Below are 16,883 nucleotides of genomic sequence, written 5' to 3' on the forward strand. Positions count from 1 at the left end.
CCGTACGGTCCTCCGCATGCTTACCAACGCGAACACCTTCCGCCGCGTCGCGGCGGGCACAAGCCTCATCCTCGCCCCGCTCTGCCTGCTCCTCGGCATGGCCGCCGATCCGTCCGAGCCCGGGGTCGACGACCCCCTCGCGTACGCGCACAACCCGGGAGCCGTGGGCGTCAGCGCGACGCTCCTCCACTACGCGTGGGTCCTGTGGGTGCCCGGCGTGATCGGCCTCGTCCACCTCGTACGCGAGAAGGGCGTGGTGCTCGCCAACATCGCGGGCGTGATCACGGTTCTCGGCCTCATCAACTTCTCGGCGCTGATGATCTCGGACTTCTTCGACATCGTGGCGTTCCAGATGCTGCCGGTGGACCAGGCGGAGAAGCTCATGCAGGACGCGGCGCAGCCCGCGATGATCGTCGCCTGGCAGATGCCCGGCATGATCGGGTCGTTCCTCGGCCTCGTGCTCGTCGCCGTCGCGTACGCCTGGGGAGGCCGGGCCGGGTGGTGGTTCCCGGCCGGCGTGCTCGTCGGCATCCTCGCCTGGCTGTTCGGCGCGAGCGCGTGGAACCTCGTGCTGGGCCTCGGCGGCCCGGTCATCCTGCTGGTCGTCTTCGGAATCGCCGGCGTCTCGATGATCCGCATGCGCGACGAGGAGTGGGCGACCTCCGCCGCCGCGTGACCTGCGTTAACGCACTGTTTCACTGGGTTTCAGGTTGAAAAGGGGGATAACGGGGAAAGTTGACTCGGCACGACCGAGTCGCGTAAACATCGGCCCGATGGGGGGCGAATGACCGACGTGCACAGGTACGCCCGGGACTGCTTCCGCGGGGTCACCTCCGACCGGTTGGGCGTCGAGCTGGAGTTCCTGGTCTTCGACGCGGACAACCCCGCGCTTCCCGTCCCCATCGCCCGGATCGCGGGCGCGCTCCCCGCGCTCCCGGGTGGCAGCCGGGTGACGTTCGAGCCGGGCGGGCAGCTCGAACTGTCCGCCCCGCCGGACGTCCTGCCCGCCGCGATCGCGAAGCTCACCGCCGACGTCGACGCCGTACGGCTCGCACTCGCCCGGGCCGGGCTGCGGCTGGGCGGCCGCGGCCTGGACGCCCTGCGCCCGCCCCTGCGGCAGTTACGAGAGCCCAGGTATGAGGCGATGGCCGCGTTCCTGGACTGGCCGGACGGCCTGACGATGATGTGCTCGACGGCGTCGGTCCAGGTCAATCTGGACTTCGGCGAGGACTCCCGAACCCGCTGGGAACGGTCCCACATTCTCGGCCCTGTGCTGGTCGCGGCCTTCGCCAACTCGCCCGCCGGCGGGTGGGCCTCCGGCCGCCAGGCCGTGTGGAGCAGGCTCGACCCGAGCAGGACGGCGCCGGTCGCACGGAACGGCGACCCGGTGGACGACTGGGCGCGCTACCTTCTCGACGCCCGTCTCATGCTGGTCCGGGGGGACGGCGGTCTCCTGCCGGTCCTCGACGGCTCGCCGTTCCGCGACTTCGCCCGTGTGGCCGGGCGGCCCCCCGGCGAGGCCGACCTCGCCTACCACGCCACCACGCTCTTCCCGCCCGTACGGCCACGGGGCTGGCTGGAGGTGCGCTACCTCGACGCGCAGGGTGCCGCCGAATGGCCCGTGTGCGTGGCCGTCGTCCACGCGCTCGTCACCGACGACCGGGCCGCCGGGGCCGCCATGGAGGCGGCCCGGCCGGTCGCCCACCGGTGGGCGGACGCCGCCCGCCTCGGTCTCGCCGACCCCGATCTGCGCCGCTCCGCCTCGGCCTGCTTCGCCGCCGCCGCCGAGGCCCTGCCCCGCCTCGGGGCCGAGCCCTCGCTGGTCGCCCGGGTCCGCGCGTTTTCCTCTCGGCACATCGAATCCGGCCGATCGCCGGCCGCCGACCAGATGGAGGAGATGTTCGCGTGACCGATCTCGACGCCGTCCTGGGCAACGCCGGCCCGACCGGCCTGAAGGAGCGGATCGCGGCCGAGCTCGCCGCCGTACGCGAGCGGTCGCTCGCCTACACGGACGCCGACGACGAGATGCTCGTGCGCCAGCACTCGCCCCTGATGTCGCCGCTGGTCTGGGACCTGGCGCACGTCGGCAACTACGAGGAGCTGTGGGTGCTGCGCGAGGTGGGCGGCATCGAACCGCTGCGCCCGGAGATCGACCACCTCTACGACGCGTTCAAGTATCCGCGCAAGGACCGGCCGTCGCTCCCGCTGCTCGGCCCGGCCGAGGCGAGGAAGTACATCTCCGGCGTGCGCGGCCGGGTGCTCGACGTCCTCGACCAGGTGGACCTGACCGACCCCGATCCGCTGCGGGCGGGCGGCTACGTCTTCGGGCTGGTGCTGCAGCACGAGCACCAGCACGACGAGACCATGCTCGCCACGCTCCAGCTGTCCCGGCGGCCCGGCCTGGTCCGCGACGGGGAACTGCCGCCCGGCAGGCCCGCCGCCGAGCTCGAGGTGCACATCCCCGCCGGGGTCTTCACGATGGGCACCGACACCACGCCCTGGGCGTACGACAACGAGCGGCCGGCCCACCGGCTGTACCTGCCGGGCTACTGGATCGACCGCCATCCCGTCACCAACGGGGCCTACCTGGAGTTCGTCGAGGGCGGCGGCTACCGCGACCCGCGCTGGTGGCTGCCGCAGGGCTGGGAGTGGGTCGAGCGCGACGGCGTGGAGGCCCCGCTGTTCTGGACGCGCGACGGCGACACCTGGTGGCGGGTCCGGTTCGGCCGGGAGGAGCCCGTGCCGCCGGACGAGCCGGTGCAGCACGTCTCGTGGTACGAGGCCGACGCGTACGCCCGGTGGGCGGGCAAACGCCTGCCGACCGAGGCCGAGTGGGAGAAGGCGTGCGGAGGCCGCACGTACCCCTGGGGCGAGGCCGATCCCGGCCACCTCGCGCGCTGGGCCAACCTCGGCCACCGCGCGGCCCGGCCCGCGCCCGCGGGGGCGTACCCGGACGGCGCGAGTCCCTACGGGGTCGAGCAGCTCATCGGGGACGTGTGGGAGTGGACCGACTCCTGGTTCCAGCCCTATCCCGGCTACCGGTGCTTCCCCTACGAGGAGTACAGCAAGGTCTTCTTCGGGGAGACCTACCGGGTGCTGCGCGGCGGATCGTGGGCCACCCATCCCTCCGCCGTCCGCACGACCTTCCGCAACTGGGACTACCCGATCCGGCGGCAGATCTTCGCCGGGTTCCGCTGCGCCCGCTCGGAGGAGTGAGGGGATGTGCCGTCACGCGGCGTGGCTGGGCCCGGCGAGGTCCCTGACCACGCTCATCAGCGACCCCGAACACGGCCTGCTGCGCCAGTCGTACGCGCCGCGCCTGCAGAAGTACGGCACGGTGAACGCCGACGGGTTCGGCTTCGGCTGGTACGACGGGGCCCGGCCCGTGCGCTACCGCCGTACGGTGCCCATCTGGGCGGACGCCAACATGCCCGGCCTCGCCGCGGCGGCCCGCTCGTCCTGCCTGATCGCGGCGGTGCGGTCGGCCACGGTGGGCATGCCGATCGAGGAGACGGCCACCGCGCCGTTCGCCGACGGACCCTGGCTGCTCAGCCACAACGGGCGGGTCAGGCGCGAGGCCGTCCGGCCCCTCGCGGCCGACGCGGAGAGCGTGTGCGACTCGGCGTGGCTCGCCGCGGCCGTGTTCACCCGGTTGCGGGACGGTCTGCCGCTCGCCGACGTCCTGCCCGCCGTCGTCCGCGCGGCCGCCGAGGGCGACCGGGAGGCCCGGCTCAACCTGCTCGTCACGGGAGGTTCCCACCTGGCCGCCGTCGCGTGGGGCGACACGTTGTTCACGCACCTGGCGGAGGGGGTGCTCGTCGCGAGCGAGCCGCTGGACGGCCGGCCGGGCTGGCGGGCCGTGCCCGACCGGAGCCTGCTGCTCGCGTCTCCCGACGGCGTTTCGGTGACACCCATCGATTGAGAGGTGACCATGAGCGTGACCGACCATCTCGGCGGTGACTACCTGCGCCAGGCTCTGGAGAACGACGTACGCGCCGGGCTCACCTCGTCGCCCAAGTGGCTGCCGCCCAAATGGTTCTACGACGCCGCGGGCAGTGAGCTGTTCTCGCGGATCACCCGGCTGGCGGAGTACTACCCCACCCGGCGTGAGCTGGAGATCCTGCGCCGCCGCGCCGTCGACGTCGCGGGGCTCAGCCGCGCCGACACGCTCGTCGAGCTGGGCTCGGGCACCAGCGAGAAGACCGTGCTGCTGCTCGACGCGCTGGCCAACGCGGGCACGCTGAGGGGCTACACGCCGGTCGACGTGGACGACGTCACGCTGGAGGCCGCGGCGGAGCGGCTCGCCGTACGCTATCCCGGCCTGGACGTACGGCCGGTGCGCGCCGACTTCGAGCAGCACCTGGCGCTGCTGCCGAGGACCGGCAGGCGGCTGGTGGCGTTCCTCGGCGGCACGATCGGCAACCTCCCGCCCGCCGCGCGGGAGGTGTTTCTCAAGGAACTGCGGGCCACGCTGAGGCCGGGCGACACCCTGCTGCTCGGCACCGACCTGGTGAAGGACAGGGGACGGCTGGTCGCGGCGTACGACGACCCGGGGGGCGTGACGGCCGCCTTCAACCGCAACGTGCTGCACGTGCTCAACCGGGAGCTGGACGCCGGGTTCGAGCCGGAGGCGTTCGAGCACGTCGCGCAGTGGGACGAGGACAACGACTGGATCGAGATGCGCCTGCGGGCCACCCGGCCCATGGAGGTTCCGATCCGGGCGCTCGGCCTCACGGTCGCCTTCGCCGAGGGCGAGGAGATGCGCACGGAGATCAGCGCCAAGTTCCGCAGGGAGGGCGTGCTCGGCGAGCTGTCCCGGGCCGGGTTCGCGGTCTGCCGCTGGTACACCGACAGCGCCGGCGACTTCGCGCTGACCCTGGCCGCGGTGCCCGCGTCCCCGGGGAGGTTCGCCAACCCTTAACCGGCAGTGCCGGAGGATGTCGTCGTCCTGCCACCGCGAGGGGCTGTGATCACCTCGCCGGGCCGCCGTAAGCGGGCGGCCGAAGTGAAAGGACCACGATGTCCCAGGGTCTGTCCCGCCGCGGGTTCCTCGCCGCAGGCGCAGGCGCCGCCGCCGCGTCGCTGCTGCCTGCCTCGGTGCACCGGGCGATGGCCATGCCGGTGCCGCGCGGCGGCCTGTCCGCGATCAAGCACGTCGTCTTCCTCATGCAGGAGAACCGGTCGTTCGACCACTACTTCGGCACCCTGCGGGGCGTGCGCGGCTATGGGGACCGCAACGCCGTCAGGCTGCCGGACGGCAGGCCGGTGTTCGAGCAGCCCGACGGCGCGGGCCGGGTGCTGCCGTTCCCGGTGCGCGAGGCCGCCGACCTGGTGGGCAGAGACCTGCAGTGGATCTCGGCGCTCGCGCACGGCTGGAACGACGGGCAGGCGGCCGCGGCGGACGGCTGGCACAACGGCTGGATCGCGGCCAAGAGCCCGGCCACCATGACGTACTACCGGCGTGAGGACATCCCGCTGCAGTACGAGCTGGCCGACACCTTCACGATCTGCGACCACTACTTCTGCTCGGTGCTGTCGTCCACGAGCCCGAACCGTAACTACCACGTGAGCGGGCACACCGGCTACGAGCCGGGGACGACGAAGCGGGCGATCGACAACTCCGCCTACAGCGAGGACTCCCACGCGGGGTACACGTGGGCGAACGCCGGGGAGATCCTGGAGGCCGCCGGGCACTCCTGGAAGGTCTACCAGGAGTGGGACAACTACGAGGACAACAACCTCGAGTTCTTCGCCGAGTTCCGCCGGATCGCGCGCAAGGCGCTGCGCGGCGACCACCTGAGCATGGACTCCTTCTACTCCGCGCTGTTCCGGGCGCCGGAGGCACAGCGGGAGCAGATGCTGGCGCGGCTGGAGGAGGGCGTGGCGGCGCTGACGCCCAAGGAGCGCTCACTGTACGACCGGGCGCTGCGCCGCCTGCGGCCCGACACGCTCGCCGCCGAGTTCCGCGCCGACGTCGAGGCCGGGCGGCTGCCCGAGGTCAGCTACCTCGTCCCTTCGGCGGCCGACTCCGAACACCCCAGTGCGTCCTCGCCGATCCAGAGCGCGCAGATCACCTACGACATCCTCGACGCGATCGCGTCGAACCCCGAGGTGTGGCGCTCGACGGCGCTGTTCATCACCTACGACGAGAACGACGGCTTCTTCGACCACGTGCCGCCGCCGCGGCCCCCGGCCGAACAGGCCGACGAGTTCTACGACGGCAAGCCGATCGGCCTCGGCATCCGGGTGCCGATGATCGTGATCTCGCCGTGGACGATCGGCGGGCACGTCTGCTCGCAGATCTTCGACCACTCCTCCACGGTCCGCTTCCTGGAGACCTGGCTGGGGGTGCGCTTCCCCGACATCTCCGCCTGGCGGCGCACCGTCTCCGGCGACCTCACCTCGGCCTTCGACTTCACCTCGGCCGGCCCGCGGCCCACCCCCGCGCACCCCGGTCCGGTGCCGGCGTTCACCGGCCGCTGGCGGCCCTCCCCGCCGGCCGACCAGCGCATGCCCGTCCAGGAGGAGGGTGTGCGGCCGGCGCGGCCCCTGCCGTACCAGCCGGACGCCTCGGTCGCGCTCAGGGGCGACACGCTGCGGCTGGCGGTCGCCAACGACGGCGCACAGAGCGTGCACCTGGCGCTCCATCCCTACGCCGGGGAGCTGCCCGCGCCGCTCCACCTGGACGTGCGCGGCTCGGCCACCAGGCTCGTCCCGGTGCCGGGCGACCACTACGACCTGGTGCTCACCGGTCCGAATGGCTTCCGCCGGGAGTTCGGCGGGTCACTCACCGGCGGCGCGGCCGGGGTCGAGGTGTCCAGCACCGTCCACGGTGAGGCGCTGCGGCTGGACATCGAGATCGCCAACAACGGCCGCCGGGAGGTGCGCCTGCACGTCCGCGCGCTGGCCTACGACGACAAGGAGACGGAGGTCGTGCTGCGGCCCGGTGCGCGGCGGCGCCTGCCGTGGCCCGCCCGGCGGGCCAGGGGCTGGTACGACATCCAGATCTCCTGCGCGGACGACCCGTCCTTCAACCGCCGCCTGATGGGCCACATCGAGAACGGCCGGCCGAGCGTCACCGGCTGAGCTGCGGCGCGCTGCCCGCGGCCGAGGCGCCCGCGGGCAGCGGCAGGCGCAGGACGAAGCGGGCGCCGCGCGGGGAGTCCTCGACCCGCAGCGTCCCGTGGTGCGCGTCCGCCGTGACGCGGCACAGGGCGAGGCCCAGCCCGGTGCCCTTGGGGTCGCGGCGCCGCCCGTCCTTCAGGCGGACGAACGGCTCGAAGACCCGCTCGCGGTCCTCCGGCGCGATGCCGTCGCCGTCGTCGAGCACGGTGACGACCGCCTCGTCCCCGGCCCGCGCGACCGTGACATCGACCCTGCTGCATGCGTGGCGCTGGGCGTTGACCAGCAGGTTGGTCAGCACGCCGCACAGCTGGACCCGGTTGCCGAGCACGGTCACCTCGTCCTCGACCTCGACGTGCACGGGCACGCCGTCCGTGCGGGCGGCGGCCTCCTCCCGCACGAGCGTCCCGAGGTCGACCGGCTCGGGTTCGGCCGTCGAGGCCGTGCGGACGCGGGCGACCGTCAGCATCTCGTCGATGATCGCCTGGCACCGCTCGGTGGTGCGCACCGCCGTACGGATGGTCTCGTACGGATCGGTCTCCTCGCGGTAGAGCAGGGCCTCCTCCAGTTGTGTGCGCAGCCCGGCGAGCGGGGTCCGCAGCTCGTGGGAGACCATCGAGGCGAAGTGCCGCTGCTGGCGCACCGAGGAGTCGAGGCGTTCGAGGAAGTTGTTGGAGGCCCGGGCGAGCTCGGCGATCTCGTCGCGGCCGGGCGGCTGGGGAACGCGCAGGCTCAGGTCGCGCACGCTGATCTCGGTCACCCTCTCGCGAATCTCCCTGACCGGGCGCAGCGTGCGGCCCGCGGCGCGCCAGCTCGCCCAGGTCCATCCGGCGGTCATCAGCAGCACTCCGATCGCGATGAACAGTTCCAGCCGCCGCGTGGCCAGGAGAGCGGGCTCGGTCCTCCCCGCGTACACGGCGTGCGGCTCGCCGTCCCAGAACAGCCGGGACTGCACCGGCAGGACCCGTACGGCGGTGAGCACGACGCACCGGCCCCGCTCCGGGCACTCGATCCGGTACTGCAGGCGGTCCTGGCCCGTGGGGAAGGGGGAGGTCAGCGGAGCCCGGCCGCTCGCCGCCCGGCTGGCGGTGATCACCCGGTTGCGGGAGTCGACGAGCTGCACGAGGTCGTCGCGCGCCGCGGGCGGCTCGGGGATGCCGTTGGGACCCATCGAGGCGATCCAGTCGGTGGCCACCCGCTGGGTGTCCATGAAGAGATGGCTGTGGATGCGGTTGCGTACGGCGATGTCCAGGCCGAGCCCGATCACCGTGAGGACGAGGAGGGAGAGGACCGCGCTCATCAGGGCGGTCCGCGCCTGGATCGAGCGCGGGCGTAAAAGGGAAGGCATGCGCCAGCCCGCCATGACCCCTCCATCCGTGTCCGTAATGCAATGCTCAGGAAAAAAATGTTAATAAGGGCTATCCGGAAACAGGGCCGCCTGAACACGCCGGATCGCAACCCTTGCGAAAACAAGGGGAAGGATCGACGATTCCTTTGCCTGATCAAGCATCTGCGCTGGTAAGAGGCCTGGACGATCTTTTTTGAGAAGTGGAAGATGTTTTTCCTGTGAAAATCGTGCTCGCTCCCGCCGCGAGAACGAGACAGGCGGCGACGACGGCCGCGACCGCGGGCCAGGGGACGACCAGGGGAACGGCCGCGCCGGACTTCTGCGCCAGCCCGGCGCGCATTCCGAGCAGCGCGGGAACGGCCACGGCGAGACCGAGCACGGTGCCGATCCCGGTGACGAGCGCCGCCTCGGCCGCGGCCGCCACGGTCACCTGCCGCCGCGTCGCGCCGGACAGGCGCAGGACCGCGAACTCGCGTGCGCGTGCCGACGCCGCCATGACCTGCGTGTTGACGATCGCCAGGCCCGAGTAACCGGCCGAGACCCCGACCAGCAGGAGCGTGAACAGCCAGACGAGCCGGTCCTCCTCCGCCTGGTCGCCGGCCGCGCGGTCGGCGACGCTCACCGTCTTCGCCCCCGGGAAGACCATCCCGGCCGGCCGGGACACGTACGCCTCGGGGGTCAGCGCCGACGGGTCGTGCGCCCGGACCGTGTCCCTGGAGACCAGCACCTCCGCCGGCGCGTCGGACAGCACCGCCGCGATCCGCAGGCGCACGGTCCTGCCGTCCTCGAAGGTGAGCGGCACGACGTCTCCCTTCCGCCACCCGCGGTCCCGGGCGACCCATTCCGCGATCGCCGTCTCGTCGGTCGTGAGGTGATCGCCGCCGAGCGCGGCGAGCGGCCGGTCGCCGTACACGGTGGTGGGCAGCGGGGCCGTGATCGCCGAGGGGGCCGACGCCGCCGCGAGCGCCGCGTCCGACAGGCCGGGGGCGCCGTCGGGCACCAGCACCGCCGCCGCGGGCGTGTCCGCCGCCCGCCCCGCCGTGTACGCGGCGGCGGTCGTGCGGACCATGCCGGTGACGAGCACGGCGAAGCCCACCGTCAGCAGCACCGGGGCCGCCGTGGCGGCGGTGCGCCGCACGGCCGTCATCGCGCTCCGCCCGGCCAGCATGCCCACGGCCGACCGGGAGACCGGCCACGAGAGGGCACGCACGAGCGGCGGGAGGACGGCCGGCGCGAGCAGGGTGAGCCCGGCGATCAGCGCCATCGCGGCGAGCAGGACGTCGTTCACCAGGGCGTCTTCCCGGGCGGACCCGCTCGCCGCCGCCAGGGCCAGGCCGCCCGCGACCGACACCGCGCCCGCGATCCACCGCACGCGGGTCATCGGCGCGCCGCCCGCCGCGTGGTCGCGAAGGGCCTCCAGCGGGCGGACCCGGGCGGCCCTGCCGGAGGCGGACCACGCGCCGAGCAGGCCCGCCGCGATCCCGGCCGCGACCGCTCCGGCCACGGGCAGCGGGGCGAACCGCACGCCGAACGACTCGGGCTCGAAGCCCGCCGTGACGAGCACCCCGCCCACGGCCGGCGCGACGGCCGCGCCCAGCAGCGCCCCCGCCACGGCGGCGACGGCTCCCACGGTGAGCGCCTCGCCGTACACGATCAGCCGCACCTGGCGCGGGGTCGCGCCGACCGCCCGCAGCAGGCCGAACTCCCGGCGCCGCTGGGTGACCCGGAACGCGAACGTGGAGGCCACCACGAACACCGACACGAACCCGCCGAGCAGCGCCATCGCGGTCAGCACCTGCATGCCGATCCAGCGGGTCCGCGCGTCGGCGGCGGACTCGGCCGCCGCCCGGTCCGCCCCGGCGAGCACCTCCCCGGACCCGCCGGCGACGCCGAACACGGCACGCCGCACGGCAGCCCGCACAGCGGCAAGATCGGCACCCGGCCGGGTGAGCAATCCGATGACGCGTACGCCGCCCCCGAGGCGCCCGGCCTCGCCGTCCGAGACGTACGGCCCGGGGCCGTCGGTGAGCCCGCTGACCGTGTACGCCGCGGGTCCCCTGGCGGTCAGCAACGTGACGGGCGAGCCCGGCGCGAGCCCGAGCGCGCGGTCGAGCACCACCTCACCGGCGCGGACCGGCGGCCTGCCCGCCACCAGCCGGTGCGGCGCAAGCGCCGCGGCACTCCAGCCCCGTGCCTCGTGCCCGCCGACCGGCCTGCCCCGGACGACGGCCTGGGCGTAGAAGGCGCGGTCGGGGACGGCCGCCGCGACGCCGGGCACCGGCGTCAGCGCCCGGACCAGCGCCTCTGCCGTCTCCGGAGACCAGGGCCGGTTCTCGGCGAAGGCGTTGTCGTCCCCGGGCACGCCGGGGGTGCGTACGAGCAGGGGCGCGGCGGCGTACCGCGCGGGCACCCGCGGGCCCGCGGACGTCAGCAGCAGCGCGCTCGCGGTGAGGACCGCGGCGCCGAGGCAGAGCGCGACGAAGGTGCCCGCGAGGCCGGTCCACCGGTTACGGAGCAGAGAGAGGCTCAGCACGCCTCCTCCAGCAGGGCCATGCGGGCGGCGATCTCGGCGGCGCTCGACCGGTCCAGCTCCCCGGCGAGCCGGCCGTCGGCCAGCAGCACGACCCGGTCCGCGTACGCCGCGGCGGCGGGGTCGTGCGTGACCATGACGACGGTCTGCCCGTGGGCGTCGACGAGCGCGCGCAGGAGGTCCATGACCACGCGGGACGCGGCGCGGTCGAGCGCGCCGGTCGGCTCGTCCGCGAAGAGCACGGCGGGCCGGGTGATGAGTGTGCGGGCGATCGCCACCCGCTGCCGCTCGCCGCCGGAGAGTTCGGCGGGCCGATGCCCGGCCCGCCGGTCCAGGCCGACCTCGGCGAGCGCGTCGCGCACCTCGTCGGGGGCGGGGCGGCGCCCGCCCAGGCGGAGGGGGAGCGCCACGTTCTCCTCGGCGGTGAGCGCGTCGACCAGGTTGTACTCCTGGAAGACGAAGCCGACCCGTTCCCTGCGCAGCAAGGTGAGCGCCTTCTCGTTCAGCGGGCCGAGGTCGGTGCCGCCGATCAGCACGGTCCCTGCCGTCGGCCGGTCGAGCCCGGCGGCGCAGTGCAGCAGCGTGGACTTGCCGGAGCCCGAGGGCCCCATCACGGCGGTGAAGGTCCCCGGGCCGAAGCCGAGGGTCACGCCGTCGAGGGCGGTCACCGCGCCCGGCCCGGCGCCGTACACCACGCGGACCGAGTCGAGCAGGACCGCCTGCCCGGTTGCCTGGGTCATGCCGGTTTGTGTCATGCGCCGAGCCAACCGGCGGCGGGCCCGCGAGGCACTGGCACTGGGGCGAGAACCAGGGGTATCCCCAGCACTACCGACATCGGCGCGCCCAGCGGTTAACGTCGGTGCCGTGGCCGCCCCACTCCTCGCCCCCGCCCCCGTAACCCTTGTGCCCCGGACCGCGCTGGACGCGCTCAGCGGGCCGCCCCAGCGCTTCCTGGCCTCGGCCTGGCCGTGGAGGTCTCTGGCGTACCTGCTGGCCGGGGTCGTCCCCGGCCTCGCGTTCGCCGCGGCGCTGGTGCCCGTCCGTGCGGTGGACGGACTGCTCGCCGTGCCGCTGTCCCTCGTGGCGGCCGCCGTGCTGCTGACGCCCGTGGCCCGGTTCGAGCGGTGGCGGCTGCGCCTCACGGACCGGCAGCCCGTACGCGGACTGCCGGACGGCTGGTGGCCGGGGTGGCGGGAGGCGGGGCACGCCCTCGTGGCGCTGGTCGCGCTCTGGTGGGTCGACCTGCTCGTGGCGGCGGCCGCGATCGGCGGGCCGGCGGTGCTGATCCTCTCCCCGGTCGTGCAGCCGACCGCTCCCGAGGGCGAGGCCACACTGGGGGAGACCTTCGTCGGCTCGGCCGTCGGGCTTCTGCTGGTGCCCGTCGCGGCGTACACGGTCAGCGCATGGGCGGGCGCGCGGGCGGCGATGGCGCGGGCGATGCTCGTCCCGCAGGAGGCCGAGATGCGGGAGATCGCGCGGTCCCGGGCGCGGCTGGTGGACGCCTTCGAGGCCGAGCGCCGCCGAATCGAGCGCGACCTGCACGACGGCGCGCAGCAGCGGCTCGTCGCGCTGTCGATGAAGCTCGGCCTGGCCGGGCTCGACCTGCCGCCGGGCTCGCCCGCCGCCCTGCGGCTCGACGAGGCGCGCGAGCTGGCCGGGCAGGCGCTCGCGGAGCTGCGTGAGCTGATCCACGGCGTCCATCCGCAGGTGCTCACCGACCGGGGACTGCCCGCCGCCGTACGCGACGTGGCCGGGAGGTCTCCGGTGCCCGCACGGGTGGACGTGGCGCTGGACCGGCGGCTGCCCGAGCGGGTGGAGGCGGCGGCCTACTACGTCGCCTGCGAGGCGCTGGCGAACGTGGCCAAGCACAGCGGGGCCGGCTCCTGCGCGGTGCGCGGCCGGCTGCGCAGGGGACGGCTCGTGCTGGAGATCGGCGACGACGGGCGCGGGGGAGCGGACCCGGCGCGCGGCACCGGCCTGACCGGGCTCGCCGACCGGGTGGCCGCCGTCGGCGGCACGCTGACCGTCGAGAGCCCGTACGGCGGCCCGACCACGGTCAGGGCGGAGATCCCGTGCGCGTGGTGATCGCGGAGGACTCGGTGCTGCTCCGGGAGGGCCTCGCCGGCCTGCTCGAACGGTTCGGGCACAGCGTGGTCGCGGCCGTCGGCGACGCCCCCGCGCTGATCGCCGCGGTCGCCGAGCAGGACCCCGACGTCGTCGTCGCCGACGTGCGCATGCCGCCCGGTTTCAGCGACGAGGGGCTGCGGGCGGTGCTGGAGCTGCGGGCGGCGCGGCCGGCCCTCGCGGTGCTGGTGCTCAGCCAGTACGTCGAGCAGACCTACGCCGCCGAACTGCTCGACCAGACCCGCTCCTCGGACGGGGGCGGCGTCGGCTACCTGCTGAAGGACCGGATCGGCGACGTCGCGCAGTTCGCCGACGCGGTCACGACGGTCGCGGGCGGCGGCACGGTGATCGACGCCGAGGTCGTCCGGCAGTTGCTGCGCGGGCGCCGCGATCCGCTGGCCCGGCTCACGCCGCGCGAGCGCGAGGTGCTCGCCCTCGTCGCGGAGGGACGGTCGAACGCCGCGATCGCCCGCGCGCTGTTCGTCTCCGAGGCGGCCGTCGCCAAGCACATCGCGAGCATCCTGGCCAAGCTCGACCTGCCTCCGGACGCCGACGACCACCGCCGGGTGCTCGCCGTGCTCGCCTACCTGCGCGCAGCCGTATAAGCCAGCCCGAGGCGCCGGACAGCCCCGGCGGCCCCGAGCCGCTGCGGGTGGGTGCGCGGGGGAAGGCGTGCCGGGCGGCTCTGCGCGTGCTCGCCCGGCGGACGCCCCGTCAGCGGCCGGCGCTGGAGATGACCTTCTCGGGAACGACGCGCACGGTGATGCGCTGCTCTCCCGGCTGCCGGTAGGGATAGGTGTCCACTCCGAGGTACTTCTTCGCCAGGCCGTCGATGACCGCGTCCGCGCCTTCGAGCTCCAGCTCGGCGGTGCCCGAGACGCTGACGAAGCGGAAGGCGTTCTCTGGGTCGAGCACGCTGACCGACACCCGGGGGTTGTCACGCAGATGCCGCTCCTTCGCCCGCCCCACGGCGGTGTTGAAGATCACTTCGTCTCCGTCGACGTCCACCCACACCACGGTGTTGTGCAGCGATCCGTCCGGCCGGATGGTCGTCACCCAGGCGTGGACCGGTTCCTTCAGCAGCGCTACGGCGTTCTCATCGAGCTTGCTCATCTGACTCCTCCTTGATTCGTTGACGCTGACGCCGAGAACGGGGACATGATCCGAGCCTCGTGCTCCCATGTTCCCAGCCGGCGCGAGGGCAGATCACCGGAGAGGGTCAGGCGGAGGTGCGCGCGGGAAGAGGCTCCGGGGCGAGCCGGGTGGCGCGTCGTTTCCTGAGCCATCTCACCAGCTCGACGATCGCGGCGATCGACAGCGCGATGCCGAGGCCGAGGAACAGGCCCTTGATCGGGTCGTTCTCGAACGCCATGCCGCCGAAGAAGCCGATCAACCCGGAGTACACCGCCCACGAGCCCGCCGCGATCGCGTCGAAGAACGTGAACGAGCGCAGCGGATGCCGTACGGCGCCCATGGTGAGCGTGGTGGCAGTGCGTCCACCGGGGATGTATCTGGCCACGACCAGGACGAGACCGCCCCGCTCGGCCAGCGCGTTCCGCGCCCAGACGAACGGCTTCTTCTCCCGCAGCCTGCCCGCCGACCTGCTGCCGATCAGGTAGGAGACGTGGTCACCCGCGCATGCGCCGAGAGCCGCGACCACGATGACCAGGGCCAGGTTGGTCTCGCCCGACGCGGCGAACACCGCGGCGGTGATCACCGAGGTCTCGGCCGGCACGATCGGGAAGAACCCGTCGAGCAGCGCCAGGGCGAACAGCGCCACGTATAACCAGGGCGATGACATCACCTGCTGGACCAGGTCGAGGATGGCGTGCGACATGAGCGTGACTCCGATCGTTGGACACCCGTACACCGTGTCGGCCGGGGAGCGCCGGGGACATCCGGGAGATCCCGGATCGGACGCGGGACCATCCCTCACAGGGGGGTCAGGGCCGGCACGCCGTGAAGCCAGACACTCCGCAGGTCACGGCACAGCGGACGATCGGCAGGCGCCACCTCCCTGCTTTCGTGGTCCAGCCCCCGCGTCACGCGAGGTCGGCGTCGTGGACGAGGATCGCCGCTTGCACCCTGTTGGCCAGGCCCAGCTTGGCGAGCAGCCGGCTCACGTGCGCCTTCACCGTCGGCTCGGACAGCTTCGGCTCCCGTCCGATCTCGGCGTTCGACAGGCCGCGTGCCAGCGCCCTGATCACGTCCTCCTCCCTGGCCGTGAGCGCGGCGAGTCGCCTGCGCGCGACCTCGGCACGCGAGGGCATGGACGAACAAGACGGCACTCCTGCCCCCAAGCCGGCCCTGCCCGCTCCGACCGGGCACTACGCGATCGGACGGTCGGACGTCCACCGGTCGACTCCAGCCGGCCCGACCCCTGGGTGGAGGGCCGGCCGCGTGAATTGATGGTCTCCCTCTGGTATCCGGCCAAGAAGGCGAAGGGCACGGCCGCGCCGTACGTGACCCCGCGGGAGTCGGCGCTGATCCTCAAGGGATTCCCCGAGCTGAAGAACCTCCCGCCGGACACGCTCGCGAAGACGAAGACGCATGCCCGCGCCGCCGCGCCCGCGCTCGCCAAGAAGGGTGGATGGCCGCTGGTGGTCATGTCGCCCGGCATGACCATGCCGCGGGCCACGCTGACCTCGCTGGCCGAGGAGTTCGCGAGCCGGGGCTACATGGTCGCGGGCGTCGAGCACACCTGCGAGTCGGTCGCCACCACGTTCCCCGACGGCAGGACCGTCACGTTCCGGGCCGGCGCGGGCGGCCAGACCCCGGAGCTGGGGGAGAAGGTCGCCCGGGTGCGGGCGGCGGACACGACCTTCGTGCTGGACCAGCTGGAGCGGGCCGGCGCTGGAACCGGCTGATCGACGAGAGCAGGATCGCGATGGTCGGGCACTCGGTCGGCGGACAGAGCGCGGCGCACCTGCTGCCCGTGAGCGACCGCATCAAGGCCGCGGTCAACCTGGACGGCTCCTACAATCCCGCGACCCCCGCCAAGCCCGTCACGAAGCCGTTCATGATGACCGGCAACCCGCGGCAGCAGCCGGTCACCGGCGGGCAACAGCGACCCCGGGATCACCGCGCCGAGACGGGCTCGGGGGTGGGCATGACGCGCCGGACCTGCTCGCGCACGCGGGGCGCGAGTTCGGCGGTCAGGGGCGCCTTCTCGGTCCGCAGCCGGTTGAGCGCGACGGCGAGGGCGGTGCCCCACAGCAGATGTCCGGCCAGCAGCGCGGCCTGGCGTCCCGCGCGGTCCTTCGGGACGGGCGGGTACGCGCCGATGCTCGGCGCCAGGCCCTGGTAGCCGAAGTACCACACCAGCAACCCGTACGCCGTGCCGATCGGAACCGGCACCCGCTGTCCGGCCGACAGCAGGCCGAGCACCGAACCGCAGGAGGAGCCGAACGCGAAGTGCGCGATCGTGCCCAGCACGTTCTCGCCCCTCCTGGGCTTGTCGCGCCCGGAAAGGGTCATTCGTGCGAACCGCCGCGGCGGCGGCTCCTCCAGCAGGCCGGCCCTGTCCGCCGCCATCAGCATCGCGCTGTACACGGCCGTCGCGAGCGCGCCGCCGACGGCGCCGTTCACCAGGTTGCGCATCATGAGGAGCCTCTTCCCATCCGGACCGGATCACCTGCCCTCGCGGTGCTCCGTCTTCGGTAAACAATCAAGGCGTCCACCAGCGAGGCGTGGCCCGGGGATGACGGGCGCCTGGGCTTCGGAACATCGACGGGGCGCGTCCGTGCGGGCGGGACGGAG

15 protein-coding genes and 1 pseudogene are annotated in these 16,883 nt (G+C 73.5%); 9 read left to right on the plus strand and 7 right to left on the minus strand.

What is annotated here, in order from left to right; genetic code table 11:
* The first annotated feature begins 16 nt into the window (after window positions 1-16).
* From IL992_RS02295 to IL992_RS02320, 6 genes are all read left to right on the plus strand, one after another.
* Window positions 17-676: a hypothetical protein gene (locus IL992_RS02295; protein WP_193201607.1), complete on the plus strand. Its 660-nt coding sequence runs from the start codon at window positions 17-19 to the stop codon at window positions 674-676.
* 108 nt (window positions 677-784) lie between these two features.
* The gene (egtA, locus tag IL992_RS02300) at window positions 785-1,909 is read left to right on the plus strand and encodes an ergothioneine biosynthesis glutamate--cysteine ligase EgtA (protein ID WP_193201608.1); all 1,125 of its coding nucleotides are present in this window, start codon (window positions 785-787) and stop codon (window positions 1,907-1,909) included.
* Entirely contained in the window at window positions 1,906-3,216 is a 1,311-nt protein-coding gene (gene egtB / locus IL992_RS02305; protein ID WP_319018274.1) for an ergothioneine biosynthesis protein EgtB, read from the plus strand. Before egtA ends, egtB begins: the two co-directional genes overlap by 4 nt.
* Before the next feature lie 4 nt (window positions 3,217-3,220).
* Complete coding sequence (gene egtC, locus IL992_RS02310; protein ID WP_193201609.1) at window positions 3,221-3,922, plus strand: ergothioneine biosynthesis protein EgtC; 702 nt, start codon at window positions 3,221-3,223, stop codon at window positions 3,920-3,922.
* A gap of 9 nt (window positions 3,923-3,931) precedes the next feature.
* The gene (gene egtD, locus IL992_RS02315; protein WP_193201610.1) at window positions 3,932-4,921 is read left to right on the plus strand and encodes an L-histidine N(alpha)-methyltransferase; all 990 of its coding nucleotides are present in this window, start codon (window positions 3,932-3,934) and stop codon (window positions 4,919-4,921) included.
* A gap of 98 nt (window positions 4,922-5,019) precedes the next feature.
* Window positions 5,020-7,086, plus strand: coding sequence for a phosphocholine-specific phospholipase C (locus IL992_RS02320; protein ID WP_193201611.1), 2,067 nt, complete (start codon window positions 5,020-5,022; stop codon window positions 7,084-7,086).
* Here the strand turns inward: IL992_RS02320 and IL992_RS02325 are convergent.
* The 3 genes from IL992_RS02325 to IL992_RS02335 all read right to left on the minus strand — a co-directional run bounded on the left by IL992_RS02325 (window position 7,076) and on the right by IL992_RS02335 (window position 11,740).
* Complete coding sequence (locus IL992_RS02325) at window positions 7,076-8,422, minus strand: sensor histidine kinase (RefSeq protein ID WP_193201612.1); 1,347 nt, start codon at window positions 8,420-8,422, stop codon at window positions 7,076-7,078. The genes IL992_RS02320 and IL992_RS02325 overlap by 11 nt on opposite strands.
* A 202-nt stretch (window positions 8,423-8,624) precedes the next feature.
* Window positions 8,625-11,003 (minus strand): ABC transporter permease, encoded by a 2,379-nt coding sequence (locus IL992_RS02330; protein ID WP_193201613.1) that lies wholly within the window; start codon window positions 11,001-11,003, stop codon window positions 8,625-8,627.
* On the minus strand, window positions 10,997-11,740 hold the full coding sequence (locus tag IL992_RS02335) for an ABC transporter ATP-binding protein (RefSeq protein ID WP_193201614.1): 744 nt from the start codon (window positions 11,738-11,740) through the stop codon (window positions 10,997-10,999). The genes IL992_RS02330 and IL992_RS02335 overlap by 7 nt, the downstream gene beginning before the upstream one ends.
* Before the next feature lie 124 nt (window positions 11,741-11,864).
* Here IL992_RS02335 and IL992_RS02340 point away from each other — a divergent pair, with 124 nt between their 5' ends.
* Together IL992_RS02340 and IL992_RS02345 are read left to right on the plus strand one after the other, a co-directional pair.
* The gene (locus tag IL992_RS02340) at window positions 11,865-13,085 is read left to right on the plus strand and encodes a sensor histidine kinase (RefSeq protein ID WP_319018275.1); all 1,221 of its coding nucleotides are present in this window, start codon (window positions 11,865-11,867) and stop codon (window positions 13,083-13,085) included.
* On the plus strand, window positions 13,073-13,729 hold the full coding sequence (locus IL992_RS02345; protein ID WP_319018276.1) for a response regulator transcription factor: 657 nt from the start codon (window positions 13,073-13,075) through the stop codon (window positions 13,727-13,729). Before IL992_RS02340 ends, IL992_RS02345 begins: the two co-directional genes overlap by 13 nt.
* Window positions 13,730-13,838: 109 nt before the next feature.
* Here the strand turns inward: IL992_RS02345 and IL992_RS02350 are convergent, their stop codons facing one another.
* From IL992_RS02350 to IL992_RS02360, 3 genes and pseudogenes are all read right to left on the minus strand, one after another.
* Entirely contained in the window at window positions 13,839-14,237 is a 399-nt protein-coding gene (locus IL992_RS02350; RefSeq protein ID WP_193201616.1) for a PPOX class F420-dependent oxidoreductase, read from the minus strand.
* A 106-nt stretch (window positions 14,238-14,343) separates the two neighbouring features.
* Window positions 14,344-14,961, minus strand: a complete 618-nt coding sequence (locus IL992_RS02355; RefSeq protein ID WP_193201617.1) for a DedA family protein — start codon at window positions 14,959-14,961, stop codon at window positions 14,344-14,346.
* Between the two features lie 205 nt (window positions 14,962-15,166).
* Window positions 15,167-15,373 (minus strand): annotated as a pseudogene (locus IL992_RS02360) (response regulator transcription factor); the annotation flags it as partial.
* 159 nt (window positions 15,374-15,532) lie between these two features.
* On the opposite strand from IL992_RS02360, the gene IL992_RS02365 reads away from it, so the two are divergent.
* Window positions 15,533-15,991 (plus strand): alpha/beta hydrolase, encoded by a 459-nt coding sequence (locus IL992_RS02365; protein WP_193201618.1) that lies wholly within the window; start codon window positions 15,533-15,535, stop codon window positions 15,989-15,991.
* Window positions 15,992-16,202: 211 nt separating this feature from the next.
* Here the strand turns inward: IL992_RS02365 and IL992_RS02370 are convergent, their stop codons facing one another.
* Complete coding sequence (locus IL992_RS02370; protein WP_193201619.1) at window positions 16,203-16,727, minus strand: DUF6789 family protein; 525 nt, start codon at window positions 16,725-16,727, stop codon at window positions 16,203-16,205.
* Between the last annotated feature and the right edge of the window lie 156 nt (window positions 16,728-16,883).

The sequence above is a fragment of the Microbispora sitophila genome (assembly GCF_014892245.1).
Classification (GTDB): Bacteria; Actinomycetota; Actinomycetes; order Streptosporangiales; family Streptosporangiaceae; genus Microbispora; species Microbispora siamensis.

What these genes read in the sequence shown, in the direction of transcription:
- egtA (WP_193201608.1), top strand. Translation starts at nt 785, where the DNA reads ATGACCGACGTGCACAGGTACGCCCGGGACTGCTTCCGCGGGGTCACC.
- IL992_RS02355 (WP_193201617.1), bottom strand. Translation starts at nt 14,961, where the DNA reads ATGTCGCACGCCATCCTCGACCTGGTCCAGCAGGTGATGTCATCGCCC.
- IL992_RS02350 (WP_193201616.1), bottom strand. Translation starts at nt 14,237, where the DNA reads ATGAGCAAGCTCGATGAGAACGCCGTAGCGCTGCTGAAGGAACCGGTC.
- IL992_RS02370 (WP_193201619.1), bottom strand. Translation starts at nt 16,727, where the DNA reads ATGATGCGCAACCTGGTGAACGGCGCCGTCGGCGGCGCGCTCGCGACG.
- egtC (WP_193201609.1), top strand. Translation starts at nt 3,221, where the DNA reads ATGTGCCGTCACGCGGCGTGGCTGGGCCCGGCGAGGTCCCTGACCACG.
- IL992_RS02320 (WP_193201611.1), top strand. Translation starts at nt 5,020, where the DNA reads ATGTCCCAGGGTCTGTCCCGCCGCGGGTTCCTCGCCGCAGGCGCAGGC.
- IL992_RS02335 (WP_193201614.1), bottom strand. Translation starts at nt 11,740, where the DNA reads ATGACCCAGGCAACCGGGCAGGCGGTCCTGCTCGACTCGGTCCGCGTG.
- IL992_RS02295 (WP_193201607.1), top strand. Translation starts at nt 17, where the DNA reads ATGCTTACCAACGCGAACACCTTCCGCCGCGTCGCGGCGGGCACAAGC.
- IL992_RS02365 (WP_193201618.1), top strand. Translation starts at nt 15,533, where the DNA reads ATGGTCTCCCTCTGGTATCCGGCCAAGAAGGCGAAGGGCACGGCCGCG.
- egtD (WP_193201610.1), top strand. Translation starts at nt 3,932, where the DNA reads ATGAGCGTGACCGACCATCTCGGCGGTGACTACCTGCGCCAGGCTCTG.
- IL992_RS02325 (WP_193201612.1), bottom strand. Translation starts at nt 8,422, where the DNA reads ATGAGCGCGGTCCTCTCCCTCCTCGTCCTCACGGTGATCGGGCTCGGC.